The organism is Pseudomonas sp. GL-R-19 (genome assembly GCF_019956375.1).
Classification (GTDB): Bacteria; Pseudomonadota; Gammaproteobacteria; order Pseudomonadales; family Pseudomonadaceae; genus Aquipseudomonas.
In genome coordinates, this window is the sequence record NZ_JAHBDJ010000014.1 from 1 (window position 1) to 26,987 (window position 26,987).

Consider the following 26,987-nt stretch of genomic DNA (forward strand, 5'->3'; position numbering starts at 1 on the left):
AGTTTCCTTTTCAACTTCAACCACTTGCGCTTCAGATCTCTCGTCAGCGGGAGGCGAATTCTACAGCGTTACACGCTGCTGTCAACACCTCTTTTTCAACTCCCTTTTGGCTTCGATGACCTGAAGCAACCTGCTGCCGAAAACTGCGTAACTCTTTGTTTACCAAGGAGTTTTCCGTTTCGACTGCGCCGGAAGTGGGGCGAATTATAGGCTTCTAAAATTCGCCGTCAACCCTTTATTTCAGCCTTATTCGGATTTGAGCGTAATACGCGCAAATGCCTTCTTCCCGGCCTGGCAAACATGGGTCGCGCCCAGTGCATATATAAAGGTGCGATCGACAACCTCACCGTCTATACGCACACCACCGGAACCCAGGAGATCCCGCGCCACCGCCGAGTTCTTAACCAGCCCTGCTTTATTAAGGACAGCAGCGATCGGCATATCCTCGACAGCAGTCAATTCGATTTCCGGCAGATCTTCCGGCAGCTCGCCATCTTTCATGCGGTTACCGGCAGCACGATGAGCACTGGCCGCAGCCTCCTCACCATGGAAACGCGCAACGATCTCTTCAGCCAGCTTGATCTTGATATCGCGCGGATTGGCACCCGCCTCTACATCAGCGCGGAACGCATTGATCTCATCCATGGAGCGGAAGCTGAGCAACTCGAAGTAGCGCCACATCAGCACATCCGGAATGGAAACCAGCTTGCCGTACATCACACCCGGCGCTTCCTGGATACCGACGTAGTTGCCCAGGGATTTGGACATTTTCTTAACGCCGTCCAGACCTTCAAGCAGCGGCATGGTCAAAATGCACTGGGCTTCCTGACCATAACCACGCTGCAGCTCACGCCCCATCAGCAAGTTGAACTTCTGATCAGTACCACCGAGCTCGACATCTGCGCGCAGAGCTACCGAGTCGTAACCCTGAACCAGCGGATAAAGGAACTCATGAATGGCGATTGGCTGATTGGTTGTGTAGCGCTTGTCGAAGTCATCGCGCTCGAGCATGCGAGCCACGGTGTACTGCGAAGTCAGGCGAATGAAGTCGGCCGGCCCCATCTGATCCATCCAGGTGGAGTTGAATGCCACTTCGGTCTTTGCCGGGTCCAGAATCTTGAAGACCTGAGTCTTGTAGGTCTCGGCATTCTCGAGGACCTGCTCACGAGTGAGCGGCGGGCGCGTGGCACTCTTACCGCTCGGATCGCCGATCATCCCGGTGAAGTCGCCTATAAGGAAGATCACCTGATGCCCCAGCTCCTGGAACTGGCGCAGCTTATTGATAAGCACGGTGTGACCCAAGTGCAGATCCGGAGCCGTTGGATCGAAGCCCGCCTTAATACGTAGCGGTTGGCCACGCTTGAGCTTTTCAATCAGCTCGGACTCGACCAACAGTTCTTCCGCACCACGTTTGATCAGCGCTAGCTGCTCTTCAACCGACTTCATAACAGACCCGCAAGGCTCAGATTCAAAGGGAACCAACCATACAAGATCGCGCGTCAAATACAAGGTTTGCCCGGCGCACGGACGCCAATCCGCAGACAGAGTGCCTGCGGACTTGCTTCAGAGATGATTTGGTTATATTTTATACAGTTATTTCATCTTCATCATGTCATTCATCTTTTCCAATTCATCTTTTTCAAAGTCAAAACCACTTATGACCACAGAATCGTCTAAAGCGCCGCCGCTTTACCCGAAGACCCACTTGCTTGCCGCAAGTGGCATCGCCGCCCTTCTCAGCCTGGCGCTTCTGGTATTCCCTTCCAGCGATGTCGAAGCCAAAAAGACAACCCTGAGTCTTGAACTGGAAAGTCCTGCTGAACAACTGACACAAGATCAAGACGCTGCTGACGCCGTTCAAGCCACAAATGAACCAGCAACCTCCCCCTTCGCGCAGATCGACAACAGCGCCGAAGACACCCAGGAAACCGCTCAAGCCGAACCTGCACCTGCGCCGGTCGTCGAAGAAAAGAAGCCGGCCAGCCACAGGGAAGTGATCGTCACCAAGGGTGACACCCTCTCTACACTGTTCGAGAAGGTCGGCCTCCCAGCCACCTCGGTGCGTGAAATACTGGCCAGCGACAAGCAGGCCAAGCAGTTCAGCCAGCTCAAGCACGGGCAAAAACTCGAATTCGAACTGAGTCCTGACGGCCAGTTGACCAACCTGCACAGCAAGCTCAACGATCTCGAAAGCATCAGCCTGACCAGGAACGACAAGGGCTACACCTTCAATCGCATTACCGCCAAACCGACCGTGCGCTCGGCTTACGTCCATGGCGTGATCAACAGCTCACTGTCGCAGTCCGCGGCCCGAGCGGGCCTGTCTCACAGCCTGACCATGGACATGGCCAGTGTGTTTGGCTACGACGTGGACTTCGCCCAGGATATTCGCCAGGGCGACGAGTTCGACGTGATCTACGAGCAGAAGGTGGTCAACGGCAAGGCCGTCGGCACTGGCCCGATCCTGTCGGCGCGTTTCACCAACCGCGGCAAGACCTACACCGCCGTGCGCTACACCAACAAACAAGGCAACAGCAGCTACTACACCGCTGACGGCAACAGCATGCGCAAGGCGTTCATCCGCACACCGGTGGACTTCGCCCGTATCAGCTCGAAATTTTCCATGGGCCGCAAACACCCGATCCTGAACAAGATCCGCGCCCATAAAGGCGTCGACTACGCAGCACCGCGCGGCACGCCGATCAAGGCAGCCGGTGATGGCAAGGTCTTGCTGGCCGGTCGCCGTGGTGGCTACGGCAATACCGTGGTCCTCCAGCACGGCAATACCTACACTACGCTCTATGGCCACATGCAAGGCTTCGCCAAAGGCGTGAAGACTGGCGGCACGGTGAAACAGGGCCAGGTGATTGGCTATATCGGCACCACCGGTCTCTCCACCGGGCCGCACCTGCACTATGAGTTCCAGGTCAATGGTGTGCACGTCGACCCGTTGGGCCAGAAACTGCCAATGGCCGATCCGATTGCCAAGGCGGAACGCCCACGCTTCCTCGCCCAAAGCCAGCCACTGATGGCGCGCATGGAACAGGAAAAAGCCACTCTGCTGGCTTCGAGCAAGCGCTAAGTCATGGCGTTCTATATAGGTGTGATGTCCGGAACCAGCCTTGATGGCCTGGACATCGCACTGATCGAGCAAGCCCCGGCGATCCGACTGATCGCCTCCCACTACATCCCGATGCCCGATCCCCTGCGCGCCGAGCTGCTCGGCTTGTGCGCCAGCGGCCCGGACGAAATTGCCCGCTCCGCCATCGCCCAGCAGAGCTGGGTGAAACTGGCAGCCCAAGGGATTCATGCCCTTCTCGCTCAGCAGCAACTGAAGCCTGACGACATTCGTGCGATTGGCAGCCATGGCCAGACCATCCGCCACGAACCGGCACGCGGTTTTACCGTGCAGATTGGCAACCCGGCCCTGCTGGCGGAGCTGACCGGCATCACCGTGGTCAGCGACTTCCGCAGCCGCGACGTCGCTGCCGGCGGACAAGGCGCACCGCTGGTTCCCGCCTTTCACGAAGCCTTGTTTGAAGAGCGTCCCGGCAATCGTGCCGTGCTGAACATCGGTGGATTCAGCAACCTGAGCCTGATCGAACCCGGTAAGCCTGTTGCCGGTTTCGACTGCGGCCCGGGCAATGTCCTGCTGGACGCCTGGATTCATCAGCAACGTGGCGACAACTATGACCGCGACGGCCAATGGGCCGCCAGCGGCAAGGTTGAACCGGCTCTATTGAATGAGCTGCTCAGCGATCCGTTCTTCGTAACCAAAGGCCCGAAGAGTACCGGACGGGAAGTATTCAACCTGCCTTGGCTGACACAGCACCTGGCACAACTGCCAGCCTACGCCGCCGAAGATGTTCAGGCGACGCTGCTTGAGCTGACCGCGCTGACCATCATCGAATCACTGCAAAGCGCCCAGGCAGACACGCAGGAACTACTGGTCTGCGGCGGTGGCGCCCACAACACCGCGTTGATGAACCGCCTGGCAAGCCTACTGCCAAACGCCAGTGTCAGCAGCACTGCCACTTACGGCGTAGACCCCGACTGGGTCGAAGCCATGGCCTTCGCGTGGCTGGCTCATTGCTGCCTCGAAGGCATCGCAGCCAACCGTCCGAGCGTTACCGGTGCCCGCGGCTTGCGCGTACTGGGCGCCATCTACCCCGCATAAATCCTCCACACAGCAAAACGCCGCAAGACCCTGGGGTCGTGCGGCGTTCTGTGAAACAGGTGCGCTGATCAGATCGAAAACGAAGAACCGCAGCCACAGGTGGTGGTCGCATTCGGGTTCTTGATGACGAAACGCGAACCTTCCAGACCTTCCTGGTAGTCCACCTCGGCACCCGCCAGGTACTGGAAGCTCATCGGATCGACCACCAGACTCACACCTTCGCGCTCGACGATGGTGTCGTCATCGGCCACTTCTTCATCGAAGGTGAAGCCGTACTGAAAACCTGAACAACCGCCGCCCGTAACGAATACGCGCAGCTTCAAGCGATCATTCCCCTCTTCATCGACCAGGCTCTTCACCTTGTGCGCGGCACCGTGGGTGAATTGCAAAGCCGTGGGGGTGAAGGATTCGACGCTCATGCTGACTATCTCCCGGCGTAACGCCGTCATATTGCGTGATGACGCGCATTATCCGCTTCTCCTAGAAAAGCGGTCAACTATTGTTATGGTATATCAACCACTCCAATCGCCGGCCCGAAATGCAAAAAGGCCCGTCAGACGGGCCTTTTGCTGTACGCGATAAACCTTACGGCAGCATGCCTGCGTGGGACAGGCCCAGACGCTCATCCAGCCCGAACAGAATGTTCATGTTCTGCACGGCCTGACCCGACGCTCCCTTGACCAGGTTGTCGATCACCGACAACACAACCACCAGGTCGCCGTCTTGCGGACGATGCACCGCGATACGGCAAACATTGGCACCACGCACGCTACGCGTCTCCGGGTGGCTGCCGGCAGGCATCACATCGACGAACGGTTCGTTGGCATAACGCTTTTCAAACAGCGCCTGCAGATCCACCGAGCGATCAACAACGGTTGCATAGAGCGTGGAATGAATGCCACGAATCATCGGAGTCAGGTGCGGAACGAAGGTCAGGCCGACGTCCTTGCCTGCTGCACGACGCAGGCCCTGGCGGATTTCCGGCAAATGACGGTGCCCTTTGACCGCATAGGCCTTCATGCTTTCCGATGTCTCGGAGTACAGCGAGCCTACGGAAGCACCACGACCGGCGCCGCTGACACCGGATTTGCAGTCAGCAATCAGATGCGCAGTATCGGCAAGGCCGGCTTCGAGCAATGGCAGGAAACCCAATTGCGTTGCAGTCGGGTAGCAGCCCGGCACGGCAATCAGTCGCGCTTTCTTGATCTGCTCGCGATTGACTTCCGGCAAGCCATAGACCGCCTCATCCAGCAACTGCGGTGCACCGTGCGGCTGACCGTACCACTTGGCCCATTCATCCGCGTCTTGCAATCGGAAGTCGGCCGACAGGTCGATGACCTTGGTCCCGGCCGCCAGCAGTTCGCCCGCCAGGGCATGGGCAACACCGTGCGGTGTGGCGAAGAACACCACATCGCAGGCACCCAGGGTCTTGATGTCCGGAACGCTGAACGCCAGGCCGTCGTAGTGCCCTCGCAGGTTCGGGTACATGTCGGCCACGGCCAGGCCAGCCTCGGATCGGGAAGTGATGACAACCACCTCAGCCTGCGGATGTTGCGCCAACAGACGCAGCAGTTCGACACCGGTGTAACCCGTGCCGCCGACGATACCGACCTTGACCATAAACCTGCCCTCAACGAACCCACTGGAAAGCCGTCGATAATAGGGGCCGCGCGCGCCTGCGACAACCGCCAAGGTGACGTGCGGACGCTCAAGCCTCTATATTCCCAGTACCGTGAATTGGGGAATAACTAAAAATGCTCTATCTGTGGCTCAAAGCGCTTCACATCATCAGCGTCGTGTGCTGGTTTGCCGGCCTGTTCTACCTGCCACGACTGTTCGTTTATCACGCACAAAGTGAAGACACGATCAGCAAGGAACGCTTCAGCGTCATGGAACGCAAGCTGTACCGCGGCATCATGGGGCCAGCAATGATCGCTACGCTGATCTTCGGCGGCTGGTTGATCAGCCTCAACCCCAGCGCCTACTTCACTCAGGGTGGCTGGATGCACGCCAAGCTGACACTGGTGGTGATTCTGATCGGCTACCACCACATGTGTGGCGCGCAGGTAAAACGTTTTGCCCGTGGCGAGAACACCCGCAGCCATGTCTTTTATCGCTGGTTCAATGAAGTGCCGGTTCTGATATTGCTGGCTATCGTAATTCTGGTCGTCGTTCGACCGTTCTAAATCCAACAGGCACAACTCACCGGGGTACTTCCAATGTCGCTGCCCGCTCTGCTTGAACAACGTTTGCGTCTGCCCGTGGTGGTGGCGCCGATGTTCCTGATTTCCAATCCGCAATTGGTACTCGCCTGTTGTCGCCAGGGCGTGGTCGGCAGCTTCCCGGCGCTGAACCAGCGCGAAAGCAGCGGTTTCAAGGCCTGGCTGGAAGAAATCGAAGCCGGGCTGGCGACACTGGAAAACCCCGCGCCTTATGCCGTAAACCTGATCGTCCATAACAGCAATCCTCGTTTACAGGCGGATCTACAGATCTGCGTCGAACACAAAGTACCGATCGTGATCACCAGCCTCGGTGCCGTAAAAGAACTGGTCGACGCGGTGCACAGCTACGGCGGCCTGGTGTTCCATGACGTGACAACTCGTCGTCATGCCGAGAAAGCGGCCGAAGCCGGCGTGGATGGTTTGATCGCTGTGGCTGCCGGGGCCGGTGGCCACGCAGGGACCTGGAGCCCGTTCTCGCTGATTGCCGAAATCCGCCAGTTTTTCGACAAGACCTTGTTGCTGGCCGGCTGCTTGAACCACGGCCACGAAATTCTTGCCGCCCAACTGCTCGGCGCGGATTTGGCCTACTTTGGTACACGATTTATCGGCACAACCGAAAGTCACGCACCTGACGCCTACAAAGAAATGCTGCTGACATCCAAAGCGGCAGACATCATCCATACTCCAGCCGTATCAGGTGTCCCCGCGAGCTTCATGCGCCAGAGTCTGGAAGCAGCCGGTTTCGACATGGCCGCCTTGCAAGGCAAGGGCGAGATCAACTTCGGCTCCAAGCTAAAACCCGTGAGCGATGAGGCCAAAGCCTGGAAAACCGTTTGGTCTGCAGGCCAGGGAGTGGGAGAAATCGAGGACTTGCCGAGCGTCGAGCAGTTGATTGCACGTCTCGACTCGGAGTACCGCAAAGCCCTGGAACAGGCTGCCCAGTTGACCAAACGCTGGCCGAGCTGACAGCAAACCTTGGCCAGTCTTGCCCGGCTGGCCTTACTCTCGCCCGGGCACAACATTCTTCTTTCAACCTCTCGCGACAAGGATGCTTCGCACATGGGCGAAAATCATTTCAAGATCGTATTCGAGGGCGCCTTGCTGCCCGGTGTCGACATCACCACGGCAAAGCTCAATCTCGCTGAGTTGTTCAAAAGCGATGTCACGGCCATCGAGCGCCTGTTCACCGGGCGTCCGGTAGCGCTCAAACGCAACCTGTCGCAAGCCGATGCCCAGACCTATCTCCAGGCGCTGAGCAAAACCGGTATCGACGCCCGCATCGAAGCCGAGACGCCGATCGTGCTGAACCTCGCCGACGTTCACGACCACACCTCGGCCAGTAGCCAGGCTGCCCAGGCAGATCCGCAGTTCCCTTACGCGCCGCCTCGCGCCCCCGTCGGCGAAGCCGTGGCGGAATTCGCCACGCTCAAGCCATTCAGTTTCGATGGCCGTATCGGGCGCTTGCGTTACCTCGCCTGGACGCTGGTGCTGTCAACTGTGCTCCTGGCCGTTTGCGGGGTGTTTGCCTTAGTCGCCTTGGCTCTCATCGGCGCGAATTCGACCGCCGGCCTGATATTGGGCAGCTTGCTGGCCTTGATCCTCTTCGCCGGATTTGTATTCGTCAGCATCCAGATCACCGTTCAACGCTTGCACGATGTCGGCTGGTCCGGCTGGCTGTGGCTGCTGAACCTGGTGCCATTTGTTGGCAGTTTCTTTCCGTTCGTGATCATGGTCGTACCGGGCAACGACACTGCCAACCGCTACGGCCCGCCGCCTCCGCCGAACAGTACCGCGGTCAAGGTATTGTCTTCGCTGTGGCTGATCGTTATCGCGCTGGTTCTGTTCGGCTCGCTGGCCGGTGGTCTCACGGCGATACGGGAAGGATACGAAAACGCCGCGCAGAGCAGCTACGAAAGCAGTTCGGTCACCACCGATGAAATCGACGTCGAGGTCGAACCGGTGCCAAATTCCACCAACGATGCAGCCGAAGAGGCCCAGCCCCCTGTAGACTCTGCGAAAGAATGAACAGCGCTCCTGGCCCGTGACACCTGCGTCGCGGCGCGGAGCTGTTGCGATGGAGAACTGCATGACCCGTTACGCTCTGATCACTGGCGCCTCCAGCGGCATCGGCCTGGCAATGGCCGAAGCGCTGGCCCGGCGCGGCCGCAGCCTGATTCTGGTGGCCCGCCAACGTGATCAGCTGGAAAGTATTGCGATTGAACTGACCCAAAGGTTCGGCGTGGAAGTGTTGTTCCGTGCCTGTGACCTGGGCGAACCGCTACGCTTGTCCGGGTTCCTGCTGGAGCTGGAAGAAGGCGACAGGCAGATCGATCTGCTGGTCAACTGCGCCGGTATCGGCACCTGCGGCCCGTTTCTGGCCCAGGACTGGATGACCGAGCAAGACCTGATTGAAGTGAACATCCTCGCCCTTACCCGCCTGTGCCACGCCATCGGCAACAGCATGGCCCTGCAAGGCGGCGGGCAGATTCTGAATGTGGCCTCGGTGGCAGCGTTTCAGCCGGGGCCGTGGATGAGCACCTATTACGCCAGCAAGGCGTATGTGCTGCACTTTTCCGAAGGATTGCGCGTCGAGCTGAAAAAGTGTGCGATCAAGGTTTCGGTGCTCTGCCCCGGACCGACCCGCACGGCGTTTTTCCGTACCGCACAACTCGATAGCGACAAACTGGCCAACAGCAAACTGCTGATGAGCTCCGAGGAAGTGGCGCTCTACACCGTGCGCGCACTGGAAAAGAATAAAGCGATCATTATTCCCGGGCGGCGCAACCGCTGGTTCGCCTTCCTGCCGCGGCTCGGCTCGCGCTGGCTGACTCGCACCATCGCCGGCATGATCAACAAGGCGTACTGCCCGCGCTGATCCAACTCAAGGTAAAAGGCTGGGCGCAGGCATACGCCATGAGTACACTCAGCCCAGCCCAAACATCGGAGAAAACAGCTGTGGATACTCTGTTCACCAAGATTATCAACCGGGAAATCCCGGCGAAGATCATTTACGAGGACGACCAGGTACTGGCCTTCCACGACATTGCCCCACAGGCACCGGTACATTTTCTGGTGGTCCCGAAGAAACCGGTTCGCACCTTGAACGACCTGACCGAGGACGACAAGGCGCTGGCCGGGCATATTCTGTTCACCGCGCAGCGTCTGGCTCTGGAACTGGGCTGCGAAAAAGGTTTCCGCGTCGTCATGAACTGCAATGAAGAAGGCGGGCAAACCGTCTATCACATTCATATGCACGTGCTGGGTCAGCGCCAGATGCACTGGCCGCCGGGCTGAGCATAGGTTCTCAAAAGATCGCAGCCTTCGGCAGCTCCTATGTGTATCGCGAACCTCTGTAGGAGCTGCCGAAGGCTGCGATCTTTTGATCTTGACCCAGCGCAAACCTTCCCTGGCCGATTGGGTTAAACTGGCCGCCGAGATTCTTCCGGAGGTCAGCATGACTACCCAACGTCACTACTCGCCAATCGACCGCCTTCTGCTGCAAGCCGATGCCGCGATGCGCACCTTGCTGCCCTTCAGCGGCCAGCCGTACCGTCCGTCGCCCGCCATCGTGCAGCCGGATGCGAAAATGAGCGATGAAGACACGCGCCATGTTGCCGGCCTGATGCGCATCAACCACACCGGCGAAGTCTGCGCCCAGGCGCTGTATCAGGGGCAAGCGCTGACCGCCAAGCTGCCGCAAGTGCGTGCCGCGATGGAGCATGCCGCCGAAGAAGAGATCGATCACCTGGTCTGGTGCGAACAACGCATCCATCAACTGGGTAGCCACACCAGCATCCTCAATCCGCTGTTTTATGGCATGTCTTTCGGGATTGGCGCGGTGGCCGGCCTGATCAGCGATAAAGTCAGCCTGGGGTTCGTGGCGGCAACGGAAGACCAGGTGTGCAAACACCTGAACGAACATCTGGAGCAATTGCCGGCCGAGGATGAAAAATCCCGGGCGATTCTTGAGCAGATGCGCATCGATGAAGAACAGCATGCCGAAAGTGCGCTGGAGGCTGGCGGTTTCCGGTTTCCGGCACCGGTGAAATTCGGGATGAGCCTGATGGCCAAGGTGATGACCAAGAGTACTTATCGGATCTGATCTTTCGGTTGCCTGGCAGGGCCTCTTCGCGGGCAAGCCAACGCCCACAGTGAATGCATTCCGGCAATAAAAAAGGCGACTACCGTGAGGGAGTCGCCTTTTTTGTGTCCGAGAATCTTACGCCATATTGCGCGCGTAGAAGATTTCGAGCATTTCGTGTTTCACCCGCTCGGTCACCTGGGCGCGTTGCTCAGAGGACAAGTTGCTGGTGGCGTCGCCGAACAGGTAGTTATCCAGTTCGAAGTTCTTCAGCAGCATCTTGGTGTGGAACAGGTTTTCCTGGTACACGTTCACGTCGGTCATCTGGTACGCGTCGTAAGTGTCTTCGGAGAGGTAGTTCTGGATCGAATTGATCTCATGGTCGATGAAGTGCTTTTTGCCTTCAACGTCACGGGTGAAGCCGCGCACACGGTAATCCACAGTCACGATGTCCGAATCGAACTGGTGAATCAGGAAGTTGAGCGCTTTAAGCGGTGAAATGACCCCGCAAGTCGATACGTCGATGTCCACACGGAAGGTTGCAATACCGCTGACCGGATGGATTTCCGGGTAGGTGTGCACCGTGATGTGGCTCTTGTCGAGGTGAGCAAGAATGATTTCAGGCAGCGGGCCCGGGGATTCTTCGATCTGACTGTCGGTCGGGGTTACCGGCTCTTCCGAGATCAGGATCGTGACGCTGGCGCCCTGCGGCTCATAGTCCTGACTGGCAATGTTCAGGATGTTGGCACCAATGATATCGACAACTTCCGTGAGGATCTGCGTCAGGCGTTTCGCGTTGTACTCTTTATTGATGTACTCGACGTAAGCCTGTTGGTCTTGCGGGGTTTCCGCGTAGCAGATGTCATAGATGTTGAAGCTCAAGGTCTTTGTCAGGTTATTGAACCCGTGGAGCTTGAGTTTGCTTTTCACCGTTAAAAACTCTCTATGTGTTTGCGGCCCGGCCGCGTGATCAAGCATGCCCGTCAAATGCGAACAACGCACCTGCGTAGGACGGTTAACACCTCTTCGCGATGGCGATTTTGGTTGTCTGCTCGGGTGCGAGGCCTGTCGGCTGACGGGCCACTACCCTGAAAAAAGTGGCGCATTATGCAGACGTCAGCTTGTGTTCGCCAGAGTCTGCACTGCTTTTATGATAGTTGAATGTCGATTCAACCGAGTTCGATGATCTCGTAGTCGTGGGTAATTGCCACGCCTGCCGCGCCGAGCATGATCGAGGCCGAGCAATACTTCTCGGCAGACAATTCGATGGCGCGCTTGACCTGGGCTTCTTTCAGCCCACGGCCCTTGACCACGAAGTGCATGTGGATCCTGGTGAAAACCTTTGGATCTTCGGTCGCACGCTCGGCTTCAAGGAAAGCTTCACAGCTTTCGACCGCCTGGCGGGACTTCTTGAGGATACTGACCACATCGAAATTGCTGCAACCGCCGACACCCAGCAGCAGCATTTCCATCGGCCGGACACCCAGGTTACGTCCGCCGGCATCGGGCGGACCGTCCATGACCACGACATGACCGCTACCGGATTCGCCGAGGAACATGGCTTCGCCAGCCCATTGGATGCGTGCCTTCATCGCCAAGACTCCACTGTATAAAAAAGGGTCGCCAGCTTAGCACAGGCCCTGTGATTGACGGCGCCCGGCGTCTTAGGACATATCCCACTGCCTTGTAGGTAAATGCTCGAATATTGCAGGAAGTGTCTGTTAAGCTGACGCCAATTCAATGGCGCATTGCCAGCTTTTCCCCAGCGTTCGCTATTCATAAAAAACCAAACACACCGTGCAGTCTTTTCGGGATACAACCATGGTTGCGATTGCCCCCAACCCCAAGATCAAGAACCTCGACAAGCTGTTGATGCATTGCCAGCGCCGCCGTTATCAGGCCAAGAGCAGCATCATTTGTGCCGGCGACCGCTCGGAAACGCTGTTCTTCATCATCAAAGGCTCAGTCACCATCCTGATCGAAGATGACGACGGCCGGGAAATGATCATTTCCTATCTGAACGCCGGAGACTTTTTCGGCGAGTTGGGCCTGTTTGAGCAAGCCGGCCTGGAGCAGGAGCGCAGCGCCTGGGTGCGGGCCAAGGTTGAATGCGAAGTCGCGGAAATCAGCTACGCAAAATTCCGCGAGTTATCCCTGCTGGATCCGGAAATTCTTTACGTCCTCAGCGGACAAATCGCACAGCGCCTGCGCAACACCACGCGCAAGGTCGGTGACCTGGCATTTTTTGACGTGACCGGCCGCGTTGCCCGCTGCCTGCTGGAGCTGTGCAAACAGCCAGACGCCATGACTCACCCCGATGGCATGCAAATCAAGGTGACCCGTCAGGAAATCGGGCGGATAGTCGGTTGTTCCCGGGAGATGGTCGGTCGCGTCCTCAAGGATCTGGAAGAACGCGAACTGGTGAACGTCAAAGGCAAGACCATGGTGGTTTTCGGTACGCGATAAGCTCGAAAACCTAGCCGCTGAATATCTGCGCCAGCATCAGCCGGTAGAGTTCGTCGAGGCGCGCCAGTGCATCGGGTGCGGCGAACTTCTCATGCAGCGCGATGTGGCTTTCGGCGCGTACTCGTTGTTCCAAACCGCAGGCCTCGTTGAAACGATTGACCGCGGCGACCATTGACGCTCGCTCGTTATCGATCAGCATCGCTCCGTGCACCAGTCCTACCGGACGCTGCCCACCCTGACTCTGGCGCCAGCGCTGGGCGGTGCCGACCATCTTGCGACCATCGAGGTTGACGTTGAAGCGACCGTCACAGAAAGCGCCTTCGATTTCACCCAGGGACGAAGTGCCACCCAACTCATCCAGCAACCGACAGATTGGATCGCATAGACGCCGGTAGCCGGATTCGATGCGGTTAAGGTCACCTTCGCTGCGCGGCGGTGCATAGACCAGAGCGATGTTGATCGTGGTGTCGGATTGCGGAACGGGCTCTCCGCCGGTATCGCGCAACAACACTGGCCAGCCTGCCGCTGCCGAGATTTCACATGCGGATTCAAAGCCTGGCAAGCGATTCAAGCGACGCGGCATCACTAATGCCTGGTCACTCGGTTGCCAGAACAACAGACCGAAGTCCGCGTTGCCGGCACAGACCGAGGCCAACAGATCCTGTTCGGCTTGCAGGCCGGCTTCGATAGTCAGGGAAACAGGTGAGATCATAAGGTCTTCCATAGGACGGTCAGTCTGTGGTGCATCTTATGCTGCCATCGCGAGCAGGTCGGATCGCCGCACCGTCGCTCCCACATTGGATCTTTGGCATTAGCCAATCCCTTGTGGGAGCGAGCCTGCTCGGATGGGGTCGATTCGGCCTGCAAATAATCAGTCGAGTGTAGAGCCGCTGACAGGCACACCGCGCTCAGGGAAAAACAGACGCTGCAACTCGGTACCCGGGCTTTCGGCGCGCATGAACGCTTCGCCGACCAGGAACGCGTAGACATCGCTGATTTCCATCAGTTCGACATCGGCGCGGTTGAGAATGCCGCTCTCGGTGATGACCAGACGATCGCGAGGAATACGCGGCAACAGGTCGAGAGTGGTTTCCAGGCTGACATCGAAGGTATGCAGGTTGCGGTTGTTCACACCAACCAGCGGAGTGTCGAGGGTTTTCAAGGCCCGCTCCAGCTCGTCGCCGTCGTGGACTTCCACCAGAACATCGAGGTTGACGCTTTTGGCCACGGCTGCCAGTTCGGCCATTTTCACGTCATCCAGCGCGGAAACGATCAACAGCACACAATCGGCACCCAGGGCCCGGGCCTCGACGATCTGGTACGGATCGATCATGAAGTCCTTGCGGATCACCGGCAGCTGGCACGCCGCGCGGGCCTGCTGCAGGTAGGCGTCAGCGCCCTGGAAATAATCGATATCGGTGAGTACCGACAGACAGGTCGCGCCGCCCTTCTCGTAGCTTCTGGCGATGTCGGCGGGAACGAAGTTCTCGCGGATCACACCTTTGCTCGGCGAGGCTTTCTTGATTTCGGCAATGACTGCCGGTTGCTTCAGCTTGGCCTGAGCCAGCAAGGCCTTGGCAAAACCACGGGGTGCATCGGCCGTCTTGGCCAGGCTTTCCAGCTCAGCGAGGCTGACGCGAGCGCTGCGCTCGGCGACTTCCTCGACTTTGCGCGCCAGAATCTTTTCCAGAACCGTCGGTACACTCATCCCTCATTCTCCACTTTGAATACCGCGGTGAACGCACCCAGTTCCTCGAGCTTCTCTCGAGCTAGACCGGTGTGCAGCGCATCGTGCGCAAGTGCAACGCCCTCTTTCAAACTGCTGGCATGGTCGGCTGCGTACAGCGCGGCACCGGCATTGAGCATGATCATCTCGGCCGCTTTCTGACCGTTCTCAGTCTTGCGCTTGCCCAGGGCATCGCGAATCAGCTCCAGGGACGCCGCCGGGCTATCCACCGCCAGGCCATGCAGGCTCTGGCTCTTCATGCCAAGGTCTTCCGGCTCGACCCAATACTCGGTGATCTGGCCATTCTTCAGCTCAGCGACAAACGTCGGCGCAGCCAGGCTGAACTCGTCCAGACCATCCTTCGAATGCACCACCAGCACGTGCTTGCTGCCCAAACGCTGCAGCACTTCCGCCAACGGCCGGCACAGGGCCTGGGTGAATACGCCGACCACCTGATGCTTCACACCGGCCGGATTCGTAAGCGGACCGAGCATGTTGAACAAGGTCCGCAGACCCAGTTCACGGCGCGGGCTGGCGGCGTATTTCATCGCAGAGTGATGAGTCTGGGCAAACATGAAACCAATACCAACGTTGTCAATGCAACGCGCCACTTGCACTGGGGTCAGGTTCAGGTAGATACCGGCCGCCTCCAGCAGATCAGCACTGCCGCTCTTGCCCGAGACTGCACGGTTGCCATGCTTGGCCACGGTGCAGCCAGCAGCGGAAACCACGAACGCAGCAGCGGTCGACACGTTGAAGATATTCGCACCGTCACCGCCGGTGCCCACCACATCGACCACACCGTCGAGGGTCTTGAGCTCGACCTTGTCCGCCAGCTCACGCATCACCGACACCGCGCCGACGATTTCGTCGATGCTTTCGCTCTTCATGCGCATGGCCATCATGAACGCGCCAATCTGCGCGTCCGAGCATTGCCCGGTCATGATTTCGCGCATGACATCGCGCATTTCATCGGTGCTGAGGTCGAGGTGATCGACGATACGGCCCAGGGCTGTCTTGATGTTCATGATAAGTCCTTAGCGCGTGCCGCCGGTTTGTTTGAGGAAGTTGGCGAACAGTTCGTGGCCCTGTTCGGTGAGGATCGACTCAGGGTGAAACTGCACGCCTTCGATGTTCAGAGTCTTGTGACGCAGGCCCATGATCTCGTCGACCGAGCCGTCTTCGAGCTGGGTCCAGGCGGTCAGCTCCAGACAATCGGGCAGGGTTTCGCGCTTGACGATCAATGAATGATAGCGGGTCACCGTCAGCGGACGATTCAAGCCTTCGAATACACCCTTGTCCTCGTGAAATACCGGGCTAGTCTTACCGTGCATCACTTGGCGGGCGCGCACCACATCACCGCCAAAGGCCTGGCCGATGGATTGGTGACCGAGGCAGACGCCAAGAATCGGCAGTTTGCCGGCGAAATGCTTGATCGCTTCAATCGAGATGCCGGCTTCGGTCGGGGTGCAAGGACCGGGGGACACAACAATGCGCTCTGGGTTGAGGGCTTCGATTTCAGCGATGGTCAGTTCATCGTTGCGCACGACTTTGACCAGGGAGCCGAGCTCGCCCAGGTACTGCACAACGTTGTAGGTAAAGGAGTCGTAGTTATCGATCATCAGCAACATGGCGTATAGAACCTCTTGAATTCACTGACTTTAAAGATGGCCTTCGAATGATTTACCCGCAGAGCGCTGCGCTTTGTCAGGTGCCGGAGTAGCGCCAGCAAAGCGGCATTTCAAACAGGTAAAGAAGGCAAAGCGATACAGGTCCGGCGAGGCCGGCAAAAGAATTCAGGCGCGCCAACGCCAGCGGGCGTGTGCCTTGATGACTTGATCCAGGAGTTTACTGATGATCAACACGGGGAAGGTCTCGTTCGTACGTCCCGGCACAGTAACTTAGCTGGGCAGAGCGCGCAATATCGCCGGGGGCACTGCCCGCGAAACTATCAAAGGCTTCGCGACAGATGGCAAAAGGCCGGGAGTTTTTGGTACTGTCGTTTCGTTCACTAAAACAATAAATAAACGGACTTGCTCATGATCAAACAGTCGTTGTTTGTACCGCTCGCAGGATGCTTGCTCGCGATCGCATGCGCCCAGGCGAACGCCGCACCCAATCCTTATACAAATTTCGTTGTCTTCGGGGACAGCCTCAACGATGCAGGGACCTTTGCCGACACGGGCGGGCCAGCCGGGGCGACACAGCGCTTCACCAACCGGACGGGGCCGGTGTACCTGGATGGCAGCGGCGAAGTCCGCTCGCTCAACTCCACACAGATTCTGGGCGGAAAACTGGGGTTTTCAGCGGACCAGACGGCATCCTCTGCTTCAGCCGTTCGCGCCAACGAAGGCCTGCCTGATGGTAACAACTGGGCTGTAGGCGGCTACCGTACCGACCAGATTCTTGATTCGATTACCAGCATCTCCGCCACCGGCGAACGCACCCGGGCCGGCTATCTTCCATCCAATAACTTCCGTGCCGACCCGAACGCACTGTATTACCTGTCGGGTGGCGGCAACGACTTCCTGCAAGGACGCGTCACCAGCCTGCCACAGGCCAGTGCCGCCGCCGACCGCCTGGCCGACAGCGTGCAGACGCTGCAAACCGCCGGTGCCAAATACGTCATGGTCTGGTTGCTGCCCGATATCGGCTTTACCCCGGCGTTCAATGGCACCCCGCTGCAAGCGTTCACGTCCCAACTCAGCGCCCAGTTCAATACTGAACTGGTAAGTCGACTGCAGAACATCAATGCAGAAATTATCCCGCTCAACATTCCGGTACTGCTCAAAGAGACGTTCGCCAACCCGGTGCAGTTTGGCCTGGCCACCGACCAGAATCTCATCGCCACATGCTTCAGCGGCAGCGGCTGCACCGAAAACACCCGTTACGGCATCAACAGCGCCACACCAGACCCGACCAAGCTGATCTACAACGACTCCGTGCATCCCACCGAAGCCGGGCAGCGCCTGATTGCCGATTACGCGTATTCCCTGCTGGCAGCGCCGTGGGAGCTGACATTACTGCCGGAAATGGCCCAAGGCACCGTGCGCGCGCATCAGGATGAATTGCGCAACCAGTGGCTGGCCGATTGGGAAAACTGGCAAGGTGTCGGCCAATGGCGAGCCATTGTTTCCGGCGGCGGACAGCATCAGGACTTTGACGGTCAGGACAGCGTGGCAAGCGCCGACGGCAACGGAGCCAACCTGAACATCGGTGGCAGCTATCGCCTTGACGATGCATGGCGCGTCGGTTTGGTGGCCGGTTTCTATAACCAGAAACTCGAAGCCGGCAGCAACGATTCCGACTACAAGCTCAACACTTACCTGGGCACGGTATTCGCCCAGTACCAGCAAAACCGTGTGTGGGCCGACGCGGCGTTGACGGCCGGGCATCTGGATTACGACAGCCTCAAGCGTAAATTCCAGTTGGGCGCCAACGAACGCAGCGAAAAAGGCGATACCAGCGGCTACGTCGAGGCCTTCAGCGCTCGCCTGGGTTACGACATTGCGCAACAAGCCAGCAGCCCCTGGCACCTGTCGCCGTTTGTCAGCGCCGATTTCGCCAAGGTGCAAGTCGACGGTTACTCGGAGGACGGCAACAACTCCACGGCACTGACCTTCGCCGATCAGGAGCGTATTTCCCGGCGTCTTGGCGCTGGCCTGCAGGGCAAATACCAGATCACCCCGCAAACCCAGGTTTTTGGCGAAGCAGCAGTCGAACGTGAGTACAACGATGATACCCAGGACGTGAGCATCAACCTCAACAGCCTGCCAAACAACCAGTTCACGCTGGAAGGCTACACCCCGCAAAGTCATTTGCAACGTGTGAATCTGGGCGTGAGCCACAACCTCACCCAGGACCTGGCATTGCGCGCCAGCTACAACATCCGCAAGGACGACGATTTCACCCAACAGGGCATCAACGTAGGTGTTGCGCTGGACTTCTGATGTGCAGCCAATAAAAAACGCGGCGCCCTCACAGGCGCCGCGTTTTTTTGGTGTACGCAAATCCCCTGTAGGAGCTAGCTTGCTAGCGAAGGTATGTCAGTCGACACTGTGTTGCTGACACTCCTTCGCTAGCAAGCTAGCTCCTACAGTAGGTTTTGCGTGGATCAGGTATTCGGGGTTTGTTCCGCCAGGGCAACGGCGCGGAACATCGCGCGGCGCTTGTTCAGGGTTTCTTCCCATTCCAGCGCCGGCACCGAGTCGGCGACGATGCCACCACCGGCCTGCACGTGCAGTTCGCCGTTCTTGATCACCGCCGTGCGGATCGCAATGGCGGTGTCCATGTTGCCGTTCCAGGCAAAGTAACCGACCGCACCGCCGTAGACGCCACGCTTGACCGGCTCCAGTTCGTCGATGATTTCCATCGCGCGAATCTTCGGTGCGCCGGACAAGGTGCCCGCCGGCAGAATCGCTCGCAGTGCATCCATGGCCGTCAACCCGGATTTCAGTTGCCCGGTGACGTTGGACACGATGTGCATCACGTTGGAGTAACGCTCGATGACCATTTTCTCGGTGAGTTTCACCGAGCCGATTTCCGATACGCGACCGGTGTCGTTGCGACCGAGGTCGATCAGCATCAAGTGTTCGGCGATTTCCTTGTCGTCGGACAGCAGGTCTTTTTCCAGCGCCAGGTCAGCCTCTTCGTTGGCGCCCCGCGGACGGGTGCCGGCAATCGGGCGCACGGTGATCAGGTTATCTTCGACCCGCACCAGCACTTCCGGCGAACTGCCGACGACGTGGAAGTCGCCGAAGTTGAAGAAGTACATGTAAGGCGTAGGGTTGAAGCAGCGCAGCGCGCGATACAGATCGATCGGCGCCGCCTTGAAGTCGATCGACATGCGCTGAGACGGCACGACTTGCATGCAGTCACCGGCCAGGATGTATTCCTTGATCGTGTCGACGGCTTTTTCGTAATCGTCCTGGGTGAAGCTGGAGCGGAACACCGGGTCAGCCGATTGTTGCTTGCTGAAGTCCAGGCCACGGCGTGGGGTGATCGGCTGACGGAGTTTTTCCAGCAGATCTTCCAGGCGTGCGCGACCTTGTTCGAAGGCGTCTTCCTGCGCCGGGTCGGCCAGGACGATTGCGTGCATCTTGCCGGCCAGGTTATCAAACACCACCACGGCGTCGGAGACCATCAGCAGAATGTCAGGCACGCCCAGCGGATCCGGGTTCGGGCACTTGCCCAGACGCTTCTCCACATAACGCACGCAGTCATAACCAAAGTAACCCACCAGGCCGCCATTGAAACGCGGCAGGCCGGCAATGGTCGGCACGTTGTAGCGAGCCTTGAAAGCTTCGACGAAGGCCAGCGGGTCTTCCACGTCGTGGCTTTCGGTCTCGACTCCATCGACGGTCACGCTGACGTGATGATCGTGAACCCGCAGTACGGTGCGGCACGGCAGGCCGATGATCGAGTAACGGCCCCACTTCTCGCCGCCCTGTACGGACTCCAGCAAGTAGGAATTGGGCTCGTCGGCCAGTTTCAGGTAGATCGACAGCGGCGTGTCGAAGTCGGCCAGGGTTTCACAGGCAAGCGGGATGCGGTTGTAGCCGGCAGCGGCCAAACGCAGGAATTCTTCGCGGATCATGAGGTGCCTCGTGGCTTGAGGGTCGAACAGTCAGGTATGCAAACGCGCCGGATAATCGGCCAGAATCAAGTCAGGCGCGCCAACGCCAGCGGGCCAGGGCCTTCATGACTTTCATCCAGAGTTTGCGAGTGACCACCACGATGGCGTTTCCAGAAAGGAATTGAGAAGCGTCGGGCAACGTTATCTCAGCGGCCGTAGCGAGGCAACCGGGAATTAGCTTGCGCAGGTCGTCGATCACCAGTGCCGGCGATTCTTCGGCAATCGGCCGGCCGTGGTTATAGCCGTAGCTCAAGGCCACGCATTTGACCCCCGCCGCTTTCGCCGCCAGCACATCGCTGCGCGAATCGCCGACGAACAACGACTGCGAAGCCGGAATGTTGGCCATTTTCATCACGAAAAACAGCGCGGCCGGGTCGGGTTTTTTCTGTGGCAGGGTGTCGCCGCCAATAATCCAGCGGAAGTAACGACCAATTTTCATCTGGTCCAGCAGCGGTGCGACGAAGCGCTCTGGCTTGTTAGTGATCAGCGCCATCTCGACGCCCTGCTTTTTCAGCCATTTGAGCGTGTCGCGCACACCGGGGTAAACCACGGTCAACTCATGGCCCTCGCCATAAGCCTGCATGAAATACTCCAGCGCCCGTTCGGCCTCATGGTCATCGACCGCCGAATGATCGATAGCACCAGCCAGCGCACGACGCACCAGCACTGGCGCGCCGTTTCCGACCCATTCGCGTACCGCGTCCAGACCGGCGGGCTTACGACCGAGTTTGAGCAGCATCTTGTCCACAGCCACTGCCAGATCCGGGACCGAGTCGATCAACGTACCGTCCAGATCGAACATCACCAGCCGCGGCAGTTTCCCCGGGAACAGCTGCTCAAAGCCACTCATGGGCGAGCCAGCGCCAGTTCGGTACGCATCTTGTCGATGACTTCCTGATAGTTTGGCGCATTGAAGATGGCCGAGCCGGCGACGAAGGTGTCGGCACCGGCCGCCGCGATTTCGCGAATGTTGTTCACGTTCACGCCACCGTCGATTTCCAGGCGAATGTCACGGCCGGAGGCATCGATCAACGCCCGCGCTTCATGCAGTTTGTCGAGGGTGCCGGGGATGAACTTCTGCCCGCCGAAACCCGGGTTGACGCTCATCAGCAGAATCATGTCGACCTTGTCCATCACGTACTTGAGTACGTCCAGCGGGGTCGCCGGGTTGAACACCAGGCCCGACTTGCAGCCGCCTTCGCGGATCAATTGCAGAGAGCGGTCGACGTGCTGGGTGGCTTCCGGGTGGAAGGTGATGTAAGTCGCCCCAGCTTCGATGAAGTCGCCCACGATGCGGTCCACCGGGCTGACCATCAGGTGCGCGTCGATCGGCGCGGTCACGCCGTACTTGCGCAGTGCCGAGCAGACCATCGGGCCGATGGTCAGGTTCGGTACGTAGTGGTTGTCCATGACGTCGAAATGCACGAAGTCGGCGCCGGCGGCCAGGACGTTGTCCACTTCTTCACCCAGGCGGGCGAAGTCGGCGGAGAGAATCGACGGAGCAATTACGAAGGGCTGCATGACGCACCTTTTCTGAGCAGAATCACGATGGCGCGCATTGTATACCTCATACTTTGACGCGCGCACCGTGAGCGCGATGATTGGACCTTGCCATCACCCATCAACGGCAGAAGCCCTGGTACGCCGCGCGATAGATCTTTTCGATATCGACGGCACTCAACTTACGAGGATTGTTAGGAATCAAACGCTCGATCTGCGTTCGCCAATCTGCACCTGTGCCAGTTCTACTGTGCCGGATTTCACCAATGCGACATCAGTGACGATCAGTGGGTTGTCGATGTCCAGACGCGCCAGCTCGGCAGACAATTACTCGATGGCACCTGCGCCGGTGATCAGTTTGTGAGCGATTTTGAAAGAGGAAAGACTCATGTGCGCAGTCTCTTGTAGGTAGGGGAGCTGGGCACAATCGTAGCTGGGGATTGCGGGTTGTCTTCCATTCAGGTCGTGAATGACCGGCCCTGCCCAAAACCACCAAAAACACCTGTAGGAGCGAGCCTGCTCGCGATGAACCTGAGAGCGCCGCGGGGTGTCAGATTTCCCGCGTTGTCGTTGAAGTTCATCGCGAGCAGGCTCGCTCCTACAGTTGATCGGGTGATCCGTCAGACCTGCGCAGTACGCAGTTTCTCGCTTCGCCCGCGCAGCCATTCCAGGGTCAGCAGCAGGATCACCGAGAAGGCAATCAGCAGCGTCGCGGCTGCAGCGATGGTCGGGCTGAGGTTTTCGCGGATGCCGCTGAACATCTGCCGTGGCAGGGTCGCTTGTTCAGGGCCTGCGAGGAACAGCGTCACCACCACTTCATCGAACGAAGTCGCGAAGGCGAACAACGCCCCCGAGATCACGCCCGGCGCGATCAGTGGCAAGGTCACACGGCGGAACGTGGTCAACGGTGAAGCGCCCAGGCTCGCAGCGGCCCGCACCAGGTTGTGATTGAACCCCTGCAACGTCGCCGACACGGTAATGATCACAAACGGCACACCCAACACCGCATGCACGACGATCAGCGAGGTATAGCTGTTGCCGAATCCCAGTGGAGCGAAGGTCAGGTAACTGGCCACACCAATGATCACCACCGGCACCACCATCGGCGAAATCACCAGCGCCATCACCAGCGGCTTGCCTGGAAAATCGCCTCGGGTCAGGCCGATCGCCGCCAGCGTGCCGAAGATCATGGCCAGTACCGTCGCCGCCGGGGCCACGATGATGCTGTTCTTCAACGAACGCATCCATTCCGCCGAGGCAAAGAAGTCCTGGTACCAGTGCAGCGAAAAGCCTTGCAGCGGATAGACCAGAAAACTGCCGGAGTTGAACGATAGCGGAATGATCACCAGTACCGGCAGGATCAGGAACAACAGAATCAAGCCGCAGAGAATCCGCAAGCTGTAGAACCACACCCGTTCGATGGGCGACATATAAGGACTCAGCATTTCGTTCTCCCCTTAGCTCAGGCGCAGGCGGCTCGCGCCCACCAGCCAGCTGTAAATCAGATAAAGCACCACAGTCGCCAGCAGCAACAATCCACCGAGTGCGGTCGCCATGCCCCAGTTGATGCTGGTGTTGGTGTAGAAGGCGACGAAGTAGCTGACCATTTGATCGTTCGGGCTGCCCAGCAATGCCGGGGTGATGTAGTAGCCGATGGCGAGGATGAACACCAACAGGCAACCGGCGCCGACACCGGCATAGGTCTGCGGGAAGTACACCCGCCAGAAACTGGCAAACGGATGGCAGCCGAGGGAAATCGCGGCGCGCATGTAGGTCGGCGAGATGCCTTTCATCACGCTGTAGATCGGCAGGATCATGAACGGCAGCAGGATGTGCACCATCGAGATGTAGACACCGACGCGGTTGAACACCAGCTCGATCGGCTTATCGATGATGCCCATGGCCATCAGGCCGCTGTTGATCAAGCCACCCGATTGCAGCAACACGATCCACGCCGCGACCCGTACCAGAATCGACGTCCAGAACGGCAACAGCACCAGAATCATCAGCAGGTTGCTTTGGCGCGACGGCAGGTTCGCCAACAGGTAAGCCAGTGGATACGCCAGCACCAGGCAGATCACGGTGATGATCAGGCCCATCCAGAAGGTGCGGGCGAAGATGTCGAGGTAGATCGCCTGATCCGGGGTGGCGGGAGCGATTTCGCCGAGGTCGTCGATGCGATGATCGACGGCCGCCAGCAGGTAATACGGAGTGATGCTGCTGGTGTTGCGGCGTACCGCTTGCCAGTAGGCCGGGTCGCCCCAACGCTCATCGAGGCCTTCCAGCGCTTCTTTATAAGAGGCCGGCTCAGTGGCGAGCGGCAAGGCGCGGGCGGTTTTGGTCAGCAGGCTGCGGTAGCCGGCCAGCTCCATGTTCAAGCGCTTGGACAGATCGCCCAGGGTCTGGTTCTTGCGAGCGTCGGCGAGGTCTTCGGCCGCCGCTTTGTAAACCGGTTCAGCGGGCAGGCCGCGGCCGTCCCAACTGGCGATGGCGGTCACGGTGCGCGGCATTCCGCCGACCACTTCCGGGTTGCCAACGCTTTTGTAGAGCAGCGCCACGATCGGCACCAGGAACACCAGCAACAGAAACAGCACCAGCGGCGCGATCAACGCCTGGGCCTTCCAGCGGTTGACCCGCTCGGCGTGCTTGAGCCGCTGCTTCAAGGTGGGGCTGGTGCCCTCGTTCAGGGGAACGGCGATAGCCATGACGTACTCCGGGAATCTTTGATCGTTACAGAGGCGGCGAACCGCCCCTGTTGTGTTGAAACACCGCAACCTGTAGGAGCGAGCTTGCTCGCGAAGAGGCCAGCACATTCAACATCTGTGTTGATTGACCCACCGCTTTCGCGAGCAAGCTCGCTCCTACAGCGTAAGCCCGCGGTGCGGTCTTACTTGGCAGCCCAGGAATTGAAGCGCTGCTCCAGTTGCTCGCCGTTGTCAGCCCAGAAGCTGACGTCGATCTGCACCTGGTTGGCGATGTTTTCCGGGGTGGTCGGCATGTCTTTCAGGACATCCTTGGACAGCAACGGTACGGCTTGGGTGTTGGCCGGGCCGTAGGCGATGTTTTCCGAGTAGGTCTTCTGCTGTTGTGGCATCACCGAGTAAGCGATGAACTTCTTCGCCGCTTCGGCCCGTGCCTTGTCCAGACCTTTCGGAATGGCCCATGCGTCGAAGTCGTAGATACCGCCGTTCCACACGACTTTCAGGTTGCTTTCTTTCTGCACGGCAGCGATACGACCGTTGTAGGCCGAGCTCATGACCACGTCGCCGGAAGCGAGATATTGCGGCGGTTGTGCGCCGGCTTCCCACCACTGGATGTTCGGCTTGAGCTCATCGAGCTTCTTGAATGCGCGGTCCTGACCGTCTTTACCGGCCAGCACTTTGTAGACGTCTTTCGGCGCAACGCCGTCGGCCATCAGTGCGAATTCAAGGGTGTACTTGGCACCTTTACGCAGGCCACGCTTGCCCGGGAACTGCTTGGTATCCCAGAAATCCACCCAACTGGTCGGTGCGCTTTTCAGCTTGTCGGCGTTGTAGGCCAGTACAGTCGACCACACGAAGAAACCCACGCCGCAAGGCTGGATGGCGCCCTTGACGTAGTCTTCGTTCTTGCCGAACAACTTCGGATCGAGCTGCTCGAACATGTCTTCGTCGCAACCACGGGACAGTTCCGGCGACTCAACCTCTACCAGATCCCAGGACACGCTTTTGGTGTCGACCATGGCCTTGACCTTGGCCATTTCGCCGTTGTACTCACCGGCCACGATCTTGCCGTTACCTGCCGCTTCCCACGGTGCGTAGAAGGCTTTGACCTGAGCCGCCTTGTTCGCCCCGCCAAAGGACACCACGGTCAGGTCCGGGCCGGCCGCCATTGCGTGTGTCGCGCCCATCATGCCCAGTGCCAAAGCGGTGAATTTCAGGGATCTCAACATTTATTGTTCTCTCCACGTGCAGGGTTGGTGTTGGTATTGCGGGGCGATCAGTTCGCCTCTAGAAGTGGGTCGAGCGCGCGAACGTGTTCGACCTCCCAGCCAAGCGGTACCACGTCGCCGACGGCGAGCGAGGGATCAAGCTCGGCAATCGGTTGTTTCACGAAGAAGTCGGTCTTGCCGCAGACTTCCATGCGAACCCGGACGTGGTCGCCCAGATAGATGAATTCCTCGACTCGCCCGGAGAAGCGGTTGACGCATTGGTCGCTGGAGCCATTGAGGCTCACTCGCTCCGGACGAATGGACAGGGTCACCGGCTCACCGGTCTGGCCGACGTTAACCGCCAGGGCTTCCACCTTTTCACCGCGTCCGAGCTCGACAATGCAACGGTCGCCGGTTTGGCTGTGCAGGCGGCCATTGAGGCGGTTGTTCTCGCCGATGAAGTTGGCGACGAAGGTGTTCTTTGGCTCTTCGTAGAGGGTGCGCGGCGGCGCGATCTGCTGGATTTCGCCCTGATGGAACACCGCCACACGGTCGGACATGGTCAAGGCTTCGCCCTGATCGTGGGTCACGTAGACCACGGTGACGCCCAGGCGCTGGTGCAGGTGCTTGATCTCCATCTGCATGTGTTCACGCAGTTGTTTGTCGAGTGCGCCGAGGGGCTCGTCCATCAGCACCAGTTGCGGCTCGAACACCAGCGCACGGGCCAATGCCACACGCTGTTGCTGACCGCCGGAAAGCTGCGCCGGGTAGCGCTGGGCGAAGGCATCGAGCTGGACCATGCTCAGCACCCGCTTGACCCGGGCACTGACGTCGCTCTTGTTCATGCCGCGCACGGTCAGCGGAAACGCCAGATTCTCGGCCACCGTCATGTGCGGGAACAATGCGTAGTTCTGGAACACCATGCCGATGTCGCGCTTGTGCGGTGGCACGTTGTTGATGGCGCGCCCCGCCAACAGGATTTCGCCCGCGGTCGGCGTTTCGAAGCCGGCGAGCATCATCAGGCTGGTGGTCTTGCCGGAGCCGGACGGTCCGAGCAAGGTGAGGAATTCGCCTTTGCGAATGTCCAGGTTGAGGTCTTTGACGATCAGGTTCTCGCCGTCGTAGCTCTTCTGCACTCCACGAAAGCTGACCAGAACATCATTGGCCCCTGCACTTGAATCGACCTGGCTCATACCCACACCTTTGTTATTGATGACTGCTGTGGGATTAAGCCTAGTGGACGCTGGGGACCGCGCAAATCGGGGGGCAA

General features: G+C 58.9%; 26 protein-coding genes and 1 pseudogene. 10 read left to right on the plus strand and 17 right to left on the minus strand.

The features are described 5' to 3' along the window. Positions 1-246: 246 nt before the first annotated feature. The gene (gene tyrS, locus KGA83_RS08955; RefSeq protein ID WP_108216876.1) at positions 247-1,446 is read right to left on the minus strand and encodes a tyrosine--tRNA ligase; all 1,200 of its coding nucleotides are present in this window, start codon (positions 1,444-1,446) and stop codon (positions 247-249) included. Positions 1,447-1,657: 211 nt separating this feature from the next. Between tyrS and KGA83_RS08960 the strand changes: the two genes are divergently transcribed. Both KGA83_RS08960 and KGA83_RS08965 read left to right on the plus strand, forming a co-directional pair. Next, entirely contained in the window at positions 1,658-3,082 is a 1,425-nt protein-coding gene (locus KGA83_RS08960) for a peptidoglycan DD-metalloendopeptidase family protein (RefSeq protein WP_223529486.1), read from the plus strand. A 3-nt stretch (positions 3,083-3,085) separates the two neighbouring features. Continuing rightward, on the plus strand, positions 3,086-4,177 hold the full coding sequence (locus KGA83_RS08965) for an anhydro-N-acetylmuramic acid kinase (protein WP_108216877.1): 1,092 nt from the start codon (positions 3,086-3,088) through the stop codon (positions 4,175-4,177). Between the two features lie 68 nt (positions 4,178-4,245). Here KGA83_RS08965 and erpA read toward each other — a convergent pair whose 3' ends face one another. Together erpA and argC are read right to left on the minus strand one after the other, a co-directional pair. After that, positions 4,246-4,596 carry an iron-sulfur cluster insertion protein ErpA gene (gene erpA / locus KGA83_RS08970; protein WP_007906865.1) on the minus strand — a complete coding sequence of 117 codons (351 nt, stop codon included), beginning with the start codon at positions 4,594-4,596 and terminating at the stop codon, positions 4,246-4,248. Positions 4,597-4,762: 166 nt separating this feature from the next. Then, the gene (gene argC, locus KGA83_RS08975) at positions 4,763-5,797 is read right to left on the minus strand and encodes an N-acetyl-gamma-glutamyl-phosphate reductase (protein WP_108216878.1); all 1,035 of its coding nucleotides are present in this window, start codon (positions 5,795-5,797) and stop codon (positions 4,763-4,765) included. Between the two features lie 134 nt (positions 5,798-5,931). Between argC and hemJ the strand changes: the two genes are divergently transcribed. From hemJ to coq7, 6 genes are all read left to right on the plus strand, one after another. Beyond that, positions 5,932-6,363, plus strand: a complete 432-nt coding sequence (gene hemJ, locus KGA83_RS08980; RefSeq protein WP_108216879.1) for a protoporphyrinogen oxidase HemJ — start codon at positions 5,932-5,934, stop codon at positions 6,361-6,363. Positions 6,364-6,396: 33 nt separating this feature from the next. Then, complete coding sequence (locus KGA83_RS08985; protein ID WP_108216880.1) at positions 6,397-7,365, plus strand: NAD(P)H-dependent flavin oxidoreductase; 969 nt, start codon at positions 6,397-6,399, stop codon at positions 7,363-7,365. A gap of 93 nt (positions 7,366-7,458) precedes the next feature. Further along, entirely contained in the window at positions 7,459-8,424 is a 966-nt protein-coding gene (locus tag KGA83_RS08990; protein WP_108216881.1) for a DUF805 domain-containing protein, read from the plus strand. A 61-nt stretch (positions 8,425-8,485) separates the two neighbouring features. Beyond that, entirely contained in the window at positions 8,486-9,274 is a 789-nt protein-coding gene (locus tag KGA83_RS08995; protein ID WP_223529488.1) for an SDR family NAD(P)-dependent oxidoreductase, read from the plus strand. A gap of 80 nt (positions 9,275-9,354) precedes the next feature. After that, the gene (locus KGA83_RS09000) at positions 9,355-9,693 is read left to right on the plus strand and encodes a histidine triad nucleotide-binding protein (protein ID WP_007986008.1); all 339 of its coding nucleotides are present in this window, start codon (positions 9,355-9,357) and stop codon (positions 9,691-9,693) included. Positions 9,694-9,853: 160 nt separating this feature from the next. After that, a complete protein-coding gene (gene coq7, locus KGA83_RS09005; RefSeq protein ID WP_096515638.1) occupies positions 9,854-10,501 on the plus strand; it encodes a 2-polyprenyl-3-methyl-6-methoxy-1,4-benzoquinone monooxygenase in 648 nt (215 codons plus the stop codon). A 117-nt stretch (positions 10,502-10,618) separates the two neighbouring features. Here the strand turns inward: coq7 and speD are convergent, their stop codons facing one another. Both speD and KGA83_RS09015 read right to left on the minus strand, forming a co-directional pair. Then, complete coding sequence (gene speD, locus KGA83_RS09010; RefSeq protein ID WP_057396317.1) at positions 10,619-11,410, minus strand: adenosylmethionine decarboxylase; 792 nt, start codon at positions 11,408-11,410, stop codon at positions 10,619-10,621. Between the two features lie 239 nt (positions 11,411-11,649). After that, the gene (locus KGA83_RS09015; RefSeq protein ID WP_007994936.1) at positions 11,650-12,072 is read right to left on the minus strand and encodes an OsmC family protein; all 423 of its coding nucleotides are present in this window, start codon (positions 12,070-12,072) and stop codon (positions 11,650-11,652) included. Between the two features lie 229 nt (positions 12,073-12,301). On the opposite strand from KGA83_RS09015, the gene crp reads away from it, so the two are divergent. After that, a complete protein-coding gene (crp, locus tag KGA83_RS09020; RefSeq protein ID WP_108216883.1) occupies positions 12,302-12,946 on the plus strand; it encodes a cAMP-activated global transcriptional regulator CRP in 645 nt (214 codons plus the stop codon). 10 nt (positions 12,947-12,956) lie between these two features. Here crp and KGA83_RS09025 read toward each other — a convergent pair whose 3' ends face one another. From KGA83_RS09025 to KGA83_RS09040, 4 genes are all read right to left on the minus strand, one after another. After that, positions 12,957-13,658 carry a biotin/lipoate A/B protein ligase family protein gene (locus KGA83_RS09025; protein ID WP_223529490.1) on the minus strand — a complete coding sequence of 234 codons (702 nt, stop codon included), beginning with the start codon at positions 13,656-13,658 and terminating at the stop codon, positions 12,957-12,959. 159 nt (positions 13,659-13,817) lie between these two features. Beyond that, positions 13,818-14,654 (minus strand): indole-3-glycerol phosphate synthase TrpC, encoded by an 837-nt coding sequence (trpC, locus tag KGA83_RS09030; protein ID WP_108216885.1) that lies wholly within the window; start codon positions 14,652-14,654, stop codon positions 13,818-13,820. Further along, positions 14,651-15,700, minus strand: a complete 1,050-nt coding sequence (gene trpD, locus KGA83_RS09035; protein WP_108216886.1) for an anthranilate phosphoribosyltransferase — start codon at positions 15,698-15,700, stop codon at positions 14,651-14,653. The genes trpC and trpD overlap by 4 nt, the downstream gene beginning before the upstream one ends. 9 nt (positions 15,701-15,709) lie before the next feature. After that, positions 15,710-16,303, minus strand: a complete 594-nt coding sequence (locus KGA83_RS09040) for an aminodeoxychorismate/anthranilate synthase component II (protein WP_108216887.1) — start codon at positions 16,301-16,303, stop codon at positions 15,710-15,712. Positions 16,304-16,711: 408 nt separating this feature from the next. On the opposite strand from KGA83_RS09040, the gene estP reads away from it, so the two are divergent. Next, positions 16,712-18,622: an esterase EstP gene (estP, locus tag KGA83_RS09045; protein ID WP_223529492.1), complete on the plus strand. Its 1,911-nt coding sequence runs from the start codon at positions 16,712-16,714 to the stop codon at positions 18,620-18,622. Positions 18,623-18,786: 164 nt separating this feature from the next. On the opposite strand, the gene trpE is transcribed toward estP, so the two are convergent. The 8 genes and pseudogenes from trpE to KGA83_RS09085 all read right to left on the minus strand — a co-directional run bounded on the left by trpE (position 18,787) and on the right by KGA83_RS09085 (position 26,910). Then, complete coding sequence (gene trpE, locus KGA83_RS09050) at positions 18,787-20,268, minus strand: anthranilate synthase component I (protein WP_108216889.1); 1,482 nt, start codon at positions 20,266-20,268, stop codon at positions 18,787-18,789. A gap of 70 nt (positions 20,269-20,338) precedes the next feature. Then, entirely contained in the window at positions 20,339-21,157 is an 819-nt protein-coding gene (locus KGA83_RS09055; RefSeq protein ID WP_108216890.1) for a phosphoglycolate phosphatase, read from the minus strand. Continuing rightward, positions 21,154-21,828 (minus strand): ribulose-phosphate 3-epimerase, encoded by a 675-nt coding sequence (rpe, locus tag KGA83_RS09060; RefSeq protein ID WP_223529494.1) that lies wholly within the window; start codon positions 21,826-21,828, stop codon positions 21,154-21,156. The genes KGA83_RS09055 and rpe overlap by 4 nt, the downstream gene beginning before the upstream one ends. 195 nt (positions 21,829-22,023) lie before the next feature. Next, positions 22,024-22,197: pseudogene (locus KGA83_RS09065) on the minus strand (alcohol dehydrogenase); the annotation flags it as partial. Positions 22,198-22,427: 230 nt separating this feature from the next. Further along, the gene (locus KGA83_RS09070; RefSeq protein ID WP_007986034.1) at positions 22,428-23,252 is read right to left on the minus strand and encodes an ABC transporter permease; all 825 of its coding nucleotides are present in this window, start codon (positions 23,250-23,252) and stop codon (positions 22,428-22,430) included. Between the two features lie 12 nt (positions 23,253-23,264). Then, on the minus strand, positions 23,265-24,512 hold the full coding sequence (locus KGA83_RS09075; protein WP_108216892.1) for an ABC transporter permease: 1,248 nt from the start codon (positions 24,510-24,512) through the stop codon (positions 23,265-23,267). Positions 24,513-24,694: 182 nt separating this feature from the next. Further along, the gene (locus KGA83_RS09080; RefSeq protein ID WP_108216893.1) at positions 24,695-25,738 is read right to left on the minus strand and encodes an ABC transporter substrate-binding protein; all 1,044 of its coding nucleotides are present in this window, start codon (positions 25,736-25,738) and stop codon (positions 24,695-24,697) included. A gap of 47 nt (positions 25,739-25,785) precedes the next feature. Further along, entirely contained in the window at positions 25,786-26,910 is a 1,125-nt protein-coding gene (locus KGA83_RS09085; protein WP_108216894.1) for an ABC transporter ATP-binding protein, read from the minus strand. Between the last annotated feature and the right edge of the window lie 77 nt (positions 26,911-26,987).